Raw genomic sequence first — 6,461 nt, 5'->3', positions numbered from 1 at the left:
TGCTGCTGCTGATGCTGTTCGCCAACGAGCTCTACGCGCGCTCCACGGACGTCAGTGGCGACGCCACCCCGGCCCCGCGCGTTCCCGCGCCGCCGTCACACCGGTCGCCGCCGTGACCACCACGCTCCCGCGGCCCCCGCCGCGACCAGCGTGACGCCGGCCGCGCCGAGCGGCAGGACGTCACGGGCGGAGCCGGTCCTCGGCAGTTCGTCGCCGCCCGGTGCCACCGGCTTGCTGTCGGTGACGCCCCGGGGCTGGCGGCGGGACGTGAAGACGGGGGCGGAGGTGCACTACACCTCACCCGAGGGCACCCAGGAACTGGTCGCCAAGTCCTCCCTGGCCCGGGGGGACCTCCTGGAGAGCTGGCGCACCTCGGAACGCAACGCCCACCAAGGGCGGGACTATCGCTCAACACCTGGTCTACGAAGACGTGACGAAGAGCTTCACGCCGCTGTGAGGGCACAGCGGCGTGAAGCTCTCCCCGGGGTGGCGCCTAGTCGCGCACCTCGGCGGGCTGCGCGGCGGACTCGACGGGCTTGCGCTTCCCGACCCGCTGCCGGACCACGGCGACGGCGAGTACCAGGGCGGCGACGAGCAGCGACAGCAGCACGGTCTTGCGTCCGTCGTGTTCGGTGTCGGTCAGCATGTAGCCGAGCACGAAGACGATCAGCGCGGCGGTCGCCCAGGTCAGGTACGGGTACAGCCACATCCGCACGACCAGCTTCTCGGGCGCCTCGCGCTGGATGATCTTCCGCATCCGCAGCTGGGAGAAGCAGATCACCAGCCAGACGAACAGGGCGACGGCACCGGAGGAGTTGACCAGGAAGAGGAAGACCGAGTCCGGGAACTTGTAGTTGAAGAACACGGCCACGAAGCCGAAGACGACGGACACGAGGATCGCCGTCCGCGGCACACCCCGGCCGGTCGTCCGGGCGAAGGACTTCGGCGCGTCACCGCGCTGGCCGAGCGAGAAGGCCATGCGGGAGGCGGTGTAGAGGCCGGAGTTGAGACAGGACAGCACCGAGGTCAGCACGATGAAGTTCATGATCTGACCGGCCTGCGGGATGCCGAGGGAGTTCAGCGCGGCGACGTACGAGCCGTCGTCGGCGATGGACTTGCTGTCCCACGGGAGCAGGGTCACCACGACGAAGATCGAGCCGAGGTAGAAGACGGCGACACGCCAGATGATGCTGTTGGTGGCCTTGGTGACGGCCTGCTGCGGGTTCTCGGACTCGCCGGCGGCCAGGGTGGCGATCTCGCTGCCCATGAAGGAGAAGACGACGAGCAGCACACCGGTGAGGATCGCGCCCGGCCCGTTGGGCAGGAAGCCGCCGTGTTCGGTCAGGTTCCCCAGCCCCGCCTGGTCGCTGTCCACGCCCGGGAGCAGGCCGAAGACGGCCAGACCGCCGATGACGATGAACGCGGCGATCGCGACGACCTTGATCCCCGCGAACCAGAACTCGAACTCGCCGTAGGACCCGACGGAGACGAGGTTGGTGGCGGTCAGCACCACCATCACGATGAGGGCCCAGGCCCACTGCGGGACGGCCGGGATCCAGCCCTCCAGGATCACCGCACCGGCGGTCGCCTCGACCGCCAGCACGACCACCCAGAAGAACCAGTACAGCCATCCGATGGAGAACCCGGCCCAGCTGCCGAGCGCCCGGTCGGCGTGCGCCGAGAACGAACCCGAGGTCGGGTTGGCGGCCGACATCTCACCGAGCATGCGCATCACCAGCACCACGAGCGTGCCGACGAGAGCGTAGGAGAGAAGGATGCCGGGACCGGCGGTGGCGATACCGGAGGAGGACCCCACGAAGAGTCCGGCGCCGATGACGCCGCCGATGGCGATCATCGACAGATGACGGTTCTTGAGCCCTGCCTGGAGACCGGATCCGGAACCGGGATCGCCGGTTCCGCCGTTGTCTCCGGGGCCGCTTCCGGCCTTCGTCAGGGTCGGCTGCGAAGTCATGGGACGGATTTCCTTTGTGCCGGGTGAGCAATTTCCCGTACGAGCGGCGTACGAGTCGGACCAGTGAATCGGAGGTGAACGAATTCCTGAACCTTTGATTCCGGATCGTTACTTGAGAATTTCCTGAGGTTCGGTGGTGTTGCTCACATTTTTGGTCCAGCCACCCGGCCCTGCTGCCCCGCCCGGCGCATGTCACACTCGTCCCATGCGCGTGTACCTCGGCTCAGACCATGCCGGCTTCGAACTGAAGAACCATCTCGTCGAGTGGCTCAAGGCGGCCGGCCATGAGCCCGTCGACTGCGGCCCTCACGTCTACGACGCCCAGGACGACTACCCGCCGTTCTGCCTCCGCGCCGCGGAGCGCACCGTCGCCGACCCCGGCGCCCTCGGCATCGTCATCGGCGGCTCCGGCAACGGCGAGCAGATCGCCGCGAACAAGGTCAAGGGCGTCCGTGCCGTTCTCGCCTGGAGCGAGGAGACGGCGTCGCTCGGCCGCGAGCACAACGACGCCAACGTCGTCGCCATCGGCGCCCGCATGCACTCGCGGGAGGAGGCGACGAAGCTCGCCGAGACGTTCCTGAACACGCCGTTCACCGGCGAGGAGCGCCACGCCCGCCGTATCGCGATGCTGGCCGCGTACGAGACCACGCGCGAGCTGCCGCCGATCCCGGCGCACCACCCGCAGCAGGACTGAGGCGGCAGCACCGAGGCCGCCCTCCGAGGGCTGGAAGGAACCGCGGACCGTGCCAGAGGGGCACACGATTCACCGGCTGGCGCACGACTACGCCGCCCGCTTCTCCGGCACGGCCCCCCGGGTCACCAGCCCCCAGGGCAAGTTCTCCGACGCCGCGGACCTCCTGGACGGGGCCGTCCTGACGGCGACCGAGGCCCACGGCAAGCACCTCTTCCTGCGGTTCCGTGACGCCGACTGGGTCCACATCCACCTGGGCCTGTTCGGCAAGGTCACCTTCGGTGACGCTCCCGCCCCGCCGCCCACCGACACGGTCCGCCTGCGCCTCGCGGGCGACACCGGGTACGTCGACCTGCGCGGGCCGACCACCTGCGCCCTCATCACCGCCGAGGAGAAGCGGGCGATACAGGACCGCCTCGGCCCCGACCCGCTGCGCGACGACGCCGACCCCGGCGCCGCCTACGGGCGGATCTCCCGCAGCCGCAGCACGATCGCCGCACTCCTGATGGACCAGAAGGTCATCGCCGGAGTCGGCAACGTCTACCGCGCGGAGGTCCTCTTCCGGCACCGGATCGACCCGTACCGCCCGGGAAGGGACATCACGCCCACCGAGTGGGACGCGATCTGGGGCGACCTCGCCGACCTCATGCGCGAGGGCGTGCGCCACAACCGCATCGACACGGTCCGCCCCGAGCACACCCCCGAGGCCATGGGCCGCCCACCCCGGGTCGACGACCACGGCGGAGAGGTCTACGTCTACCGCCGGGCCCAGCAGGCCTGCCACATCTGTGAAGGCGAGATCCGCACCGCCGACCTCGCCGCCCGCAACCTCTTCTGGTGCCCCGGCTGCCAGCGCGGCTGACCCGGGCCCCGGCCTCTCAGAAACCGTGCGGCAGCCAGGGCGCCACGGTGCTCCCGAAGCCCACCGCGGCTTCCGTGAGCGCCCCGGTCCCAAGCTCCCGCACCCGCCCGGCCGCCGCCAGCGCACCGAGGCTCACCCCACCGAGATACGCGGCCCCCAGCTCCCGTACCGACAGGGCGAGGTCGGCCGCGTCCGCCGTACGCGCGCACGACGCGCCCTTGGGGTCCCCCGACAGCCGCCAACGCCCCGCGTTCCAGGGGCAGAAGTCGTCCTCCACCTCGAACACGACGTCCACCGGCGCCTGATACGTACGGGCCTCCAGCGCGGCCTTGAGATCCACCAGCCGCACGTACAGCGAGTCCCGCGACCGCGTCCGGCACCGCCGGATGTCGGACACCTGGTACTGCCACCCCTCGTCGGCCGGCCGCCCCCGCACGGACAGGGTCGTCGTCAGGTCGATCCCGAACAGGAACCGCCACAACGCGCCCTCCGTCGCCGGATCGAGGCCCGCCAGGTCCTCCAGCACCACCGTGCCGTTGTGCCCGGCCTCCCCCCATCCGAGCTTGACCCGGAACCGCGCGTACCCCGTGACCCCGCCGTCCCGGTCGGCGACGACACACTGCAACGGCGACGCCCCGTCCCGCTCGCTCTCCGGGTCGAACACCCCCAGCCGCTCCCACCCTGGCCGCCGCGCCAGCATCCCGGGCCGCGACGGCACCAGCCGGGCGTAGACCTCCTCACACACGTCGAGGACATCGGCGGGCGCCGCGTACCGCAGCCGTACGTCATCGGCGGCGGCCGGCACCGACAGCCCCACCCGGCCGGTGTCGATCTCCGCGCTGAGCGCGAAGGTCGCGGCGCCGTACCCGAACCGGCCGTAGATCGCCGGCTCGGACGCCGTGAGCACCGCCAGCGGCTCGCCCCACGACCGTACGTCGTCCAACTGCCGACGCATCAGGGACGTCAGCACCCCGCGCCGGCGGTGCGTGGCCGCCACCCCGACCATCGTCACGCCCGCCGTGGGCACCGAGGCCCCACCGGGCACGGTCAGCCGGAACGAGAACGCCCCCGCCGTCCCCACGCACGCGTCGCCCTCCCAAGCGCCCAGCGAACGGTCGAGCTCGGTGAGCCCGTTCCACAGCTCCCGCTCCTCGGTGGACTCCGGCACCCCGCCGAAGGCGCGGATGAGAGTGTCGTACCAGGAATCCCAGTCGTCCCGCAGCAGAACCCGCGGCCCGGTGTCCGAGCCGGTCAGGAAGTCGGTTGCCATGAGGCCATGCCTACCAGGGCACCGCGGGACCGGCGAGGGAATTTCCCCCGACTTCCGCAGGACGGCGGCGGGCCGGCCTTCCGTGAAGTTCACTGTGGAGTCGAGCCCCGGACGGGGGACAAGGAGGACCTCCCGTGCCAAGCGGCTGGTCCGATGGATAGGGTCCCGAACTAATGGCAGCAGGACGAGAGCCGCGCACGGCGGCCGAGACGTTCACGGCCCGGTTGAAGATGCGGTGGCACCGGGTCCGCGTCGGCCTGCGCAGAAGCGCCGTCGACTACTTCCGCGGCGACGGCTCCGACTGGGTCGCGCTGGCCGGTCTCCTGCTCACCATTCCCCTCATCACCGCCGGTACGCTCGCCAACTCGGTGTGGTGCTCACCGGCCGTCCTGGTCCTGCCGATCGTCGCCGGTGGCCTGCTGCTGCGCCCGGCCAGCCTGCTCGGCCTGTACGCGGCGGCCGCCACCGCCCTGATCGTGGAGTCGATACAGCTCGGCCCCTACACGGAGGGCCCGTCGCGGGTGACGCCCGGGGTGGTCCTCGTCGTCGCCGCGTGCGGCTTCTTCGGCCTGCTGATCGCCCAGTTCCGCAGCCGCGTCGGCGTGCCCTGGCGGCGCGGCGGCACGATGCTCTTCGACCTGCGCGAACGCATCCGGGTGCAGAGCAAGCTGCCGAAGCTGCCGCAGGGCTGGCACCGCGAGATGGCGCTGCGGCCGGCGGGCGGCCAGTCCTTCTCGGGCGACTTCGTGGTCGCGGCCCGCACCAACGGCGGCCGCACCCTGGAGGTCGTCCTCACCGACGTCTCCGGCAAGGGCATGGACGCCGGCTCGCGCGCCCTGCTGCTGTCGGGCGCCTTCGGCGGCCTCCTCGGCAGCCTGCCCCCGCACGCCTTCCTCCCCGCCGCGAACGGCTATCTGCTGCGCCAGGACTGGCAGGAGGGCTTCGCGACCTCCATCCACCTCGTGCTCGACCTCGACACCGGCGACTACGAGCTGTACTCCGCGGGCCATCCGCCCGGGCTGCAGCTCAGCGCGGGCAGCGGCCGCTGGGAGGAGAAGGCCGCCGAGGGCCCGCTGCTGGGGGTGTACGACGGCGCCCAGTTCGACCCCGTGAAGGGCTCGCTCCGGGCGGGCGACGTGCTGATGCTCTTCACCGACGGCCTGGTGGAGACCTCCGACCGCGACATCGTCGAGGGCATCGACCGCCTCACCGGCGAGGCCGACCGCTATGTCTCCGCCGGCTTCCAGGGTGCCGCCTGGCACCTCATCGAGGCGGTCGCGAAGGACGTCAACGACGACCGCGCCCTCCTGCTGATCTGCCGCGAAGGCCCGACGGCCCACTCCGCCGCGCCCTGACCGCCCGCGGGCGGTTGGTCATGGCTTTGTGCCTCCTCTGTAACTGCCGTCTCCTCTCGATTGCGTGAGCGATCGAGGTGTTGGTAGAGATGAGTTACGTACGATGGGACAACCAGGACACGAGATGGGGGAGGCGAGTTCTGCATGAAGTTCGACATGGGTGCGCAGACGCTGTCGTCGTTGATGCGTGATTCACGCGGTTCGAGTGATGACCTGGGGACGTTGATCCGGCAGTTGGTGCAGGCGGCGCAGCCGTTGGAGGGGAAGTTCAACGGCACGGGCCGGGTGATGTTCGATCAGTTCAAGGCGCG

5 protein-coding genes and 1 pseudogene are annotated in these 6,461 nt (G+C 70.7%); 3 read left to right on the top strand and 3 right to left on the bottom strand.

Translation table 11 applies throughout. The annotated features are described in order from the left end of the window. Positions 1–95: 95 nt before the first annotated feature. Positions 96–245, bottom strand: a pseudogene (locus AB0O67_RS35925) (LPXTG cell wall anchor domain-containing protein); the annotation flags it as partial. A gap of 248 nt (positions 246–493) precedes the next feature. Continuing rightward, a complete protein-coding gene (locus AB0O67_RS35920; RefSeq protein ID WP_365459856.1) occupies positions 494–1,972 on the bottom strand; it encodes an amino acid permease in 1,479 nt (492 codons plus the stop codon). Between the two features lie 205 nt (positions 1,973–2,177). On the opposite strand from AB0O67_RS35920, the gene AB0O67_RS35915 reads away from it, so the two are divergent. Together AB0O67_RS35915 and AB0O67_RS35910 are read left to right on the top strand one after the other, a co-directional pair. Further along, complete coding sequence (locus AB0O67_RS35915) at positions 2,178–2,666, top strand: ribose-5-phosphate isomerase (protein ID WP_365459853.1); 489 nt, start codon at positions 2,178–2,180, stop codon at positions 2,664–2,666. A gap of 49 nt (positions 2,667–2,715) precedes the next feature. Beyond that, positions 2,716–3,525 carry a DNA-formamidopyrimidine glycosylase family protein gene (locus tag AB0O67_RS35910; protein WP_365459850.1) on the top strand — a complete coding sequence of 270 codons (810 nt, stop codon included), beginning with the start codon at positions 2,716–2,718 and terminating at the stop codon, positions 3,523–3,525. Between the two features lie 16 nt (positions 3,526–3,541). On the opposite strand, the gene AB0O67_RS35905 is transcribed toward AB0O67_RS35910, so the two are convergent. Then, positions 3,542–4,795: a GNAT family N-acetyltransferase gene (locus AB0O67_RS35905; protein WP_365459847.1), complete on the bottom strand. Its 1,254-nt coding sequence runs from the start codon at positions 4,793–4,795 to the stop codon at positions 3,542–3,544. A 173-nt stretch (positions 4,796–4,968) separates the two neighbouring features. Between AB0O67_RS35905 and AB0O67_RS35900 the strand changes: the two genes are divergently transcribed. After that, positions 4,969–6,150: a PP2C family protein-serine/threonine phosphatase gene (locus tag AB0O67_RS35900; protein WP_365459844.1), complete on the top strand. Its 1,182-nt coding sequence runs from the start codon at positions 4,969–4,971 to the stop codon at positions 6,148–6,150. Positions 6,151–6,461 lie beyond the last annotated feature (311 nt).

Source organism: Streptomyces sp. NPDC086077 (genome assembly GCF_040686175.1).
GTDB lineage: Bacteria > Actinomycetota > Actinomycetes > Streptomycetales > Streptomycetaceae > Streptomyces.
This window is presented reverse-complemented; position numbering and strand designations above follow the sequence as displayed.

Excerpts from the sequence above, each read along its gene's own strand:
- AB0O67_RS35920 (WP_365459856.1), bottom strand. The coding sequence starts at position 1,972 with ATGACTTCGCAGCCGACCCTGACGAAGGCCGGAAGCGGCCCCGGAGAC.
- AB0O67_RS35900 (WP_365459844.1), top strand. The coding sequence starts at position 4,969 with ATGGCAGCAGGACGAGAGCCGCGCACGGCGGCCGAGACGTTCACGGCC.
- AB0O67_RS35905 (WP_365459847.1), bottom strand. The coding sequence starts at position 4,795 with ATGGCAACCGACTTCCTGACCGGCTCGGACACCGGGCCGCGGGTTCTG.
- AB0O67_RS35915 (WP_365459853.1), top strand. The coding sequence starts at position 2,178 with ATGCGCGTGTACCTCGGCTCAGACCATGCCGGCTTCGAACTGAAGAAC.